The following is a 1,907-nucleotide window of genomic DNA, read 5'->3' on the forward strand; positions in this document are numbered from 1 at the left end:
GCTTGAGCGCCAGCGCCAGGGTCAACCCCGCGATCCCGCCGCCGGCGATCACGATGCGTGCGCCCGAAACCTGCTCGGTGGCCATGCTGCTGCTCCCTTCGGCAAGCGTCTTGACGGCACGGGACGCCTCGGTGCTGATGCGAGACGAACCGGCTTTCCTGTGGGGTCAGCCGGCCGCTCCGTCAACCTGACCGCGATTGCCGCCGCCATGTCCCAGATCAGCGCCTCCCTGCCGGCGATTCTCGACCTCGAGCCGCTCGAGCGCAACCTGTTCCGCGGTCGCAGCCCCAAGTCGACCTGGCCGCGCGTCTTTGGCGGACAGGTCATCGCACAGTCGCTCTATGCCGCCTGCAAGACGGTCGAAGACCGGCAGCCGCATTCGCTGCATGCCTATTTTCTGCTGGCGGGCGATCCCGAGATTCCGATCGTCTATGAGGTCGACCGCCTGCGCGACGGCCGCTCGTTCACCACGCGCCGCGTCCTCGCCATCCAGAAGGGAGAGGCGATTTTCGCCATGTCCGCCTCCTTCCATGTCGAGGAGCCCGGCTACGAGCACCAGATGCCGATGCCGAAGGTGCCGATGCCCGAGGAGTTGCCGGATCGCGAGGAGATGGCAAGGACCTTCCTTTCCCACGTTCCCGATGCGATCCAGACCTACTACCAGCGCAAGAGGCCGATCGAGATCCGCCCGGTCGAGCTGGAGCGCTATCGGACCGGCGGCAAGATGGAACCGAAGTTCAACGTCTGGATCAAGGCGATGGAGAGCCTGCCCGACGAGCCGGCCTTCCACCAGAGCGTGCTCGCCTACGCCTCCGACCTGCTCCTGCTCGACTCGAGCCTGATCGCCCACGGCACCACCGTGTTCAACCAGCAGATCCAGGCCGCCAGCCTCGACCATGCGATGTGGTTCCATCGTCCGTTCCGCGCCGATGAATGGCTGCTCTATTCGCAGGACAGCCCCTCCAGCACCGGCGCGCGCGGATTCTCGCGCGGGCTGATCTTCGACCGGCAGGGCCGGCTCGTCGCCTCGGTCGCGCAGGAAGGCTTGATACGCCCGCGGCCGGACCGCGCCTGACGCAATTTTGAGCGGCTGCTTCCCCGATAATCGATCGCCTAAATAATAGGCAGCCGTTGCTTCGCTGATCCCGCCTAACCGCCTTTTGGCCTCTGGATGCGCCCGCGAGCCGTCCGGAGCGGGTTGGCACGCGCCTTGAATTGCATGTTGCGACGCACTGCGCATCGCAGGGCGCGCGAGGTGCAACGAGTTCGCCGGGGCTGACGACCGGGCGGCGCAGACGGGAAACCCCAGCACATGAAAATCGTGATGGCGATCATCAAGCCGTTCAAGCTGGAGGAGGTACGCGATGAGCTTACCGGCATCGGCGTCCACGGCCTGACGGTGACCGAGGTCAAGGGTTACGGCCGCCAGAAAGGTCACACCGAAATCTATCGTGGCGCCGAATACGCCGTGAGCTTCCTGCCGAAGATCAAGATCGAGGTCGCGGTCTCCGACGAGCTCGTCCCGCGCGTGATCGAGGCAATCACCGCGGCGGCCCGGACCGGCCAGATCGGCGACGGCAAGATCTTCGTTTCCTCGATCGAGAAAGCCGTGCGCATCCGCACCGGCGAGACCGACGCCGACGCACTCTGAGCCCGACCCTTCAGGAGTTTTCGACGATGACTTTCAGGACTTCCCTGCGGGCCGGATTGGCCGGCCTCACGCTGGCGGCGCTTTCGGCCGGCATCGCGCTCGCCCAGGCGCCTGCGGCCGCTCCGCCGGTCCCGAACAAGGGCGACGTCGCCTTCATGATGAGCTCGACGGTCCTCGTCCTGCTCATGACCATCCCGGGCCTTGCCCTGTTCTATGGCGGTCTCGTCCGCTCCAAGAACATGCTCTCGGTGCTGAC

General features: G+C 65.8%; 3 protein-coding genes and 1 pseudogene. All 4 read left to right on the forward strand.

The window, feature by feature from the left end:
- The coding region (locus ACIPIA_RS15230) for a hypothetical protein (RefSeq protein WP_400510769.1) at positions 1 to 191 on the forward strand (191 nt) is incomplete at its 5' end.
- Between the two features lie 17 nt (positions 192 to 208).
- Positions 209 to 1,075 carry an acyl-CoA thioesterase II gene (gene tesB / locus ACIPIA_RS15235; protein WP_400510771.1) on the forward strand — a complete coding sequence of 289 codons (867 nt, stop codon included), beginning with the start codon at positions 209 to 211 and terminating at the stop codon, positions 1,073 to 1,075.
- Positions 1,076 to 1,312: 237 nt separating this feature from the next.
- Complete coding sequence (locus ACIPIA_RS15240; RefSeq protein ID WP_400510772.1) at positions 1,313 to 1,651, forward strand: P-II family nitrogen regulator; 339 nt, start codon at positions 1,313 to 1,315, stop codon at positions 1,649 to 1,651.
- 26 nt (positions 1,652 to 1,677) lie between these two features.
- A pseudogene (locus ACIPIA_RS15245) lies at positions 1,678 to 1,907 on the forward strand (ammonium transporter); the annotation flags it as partial.

It is taken from the genome of Allobosea sp. CER48 (assembly GCF_044752385.1).
GTDB lineage: Bacteria > Pseudomonadota > Alphaproteobacteria > Rhizobiales > Beijerinckiaceae > Allobosea.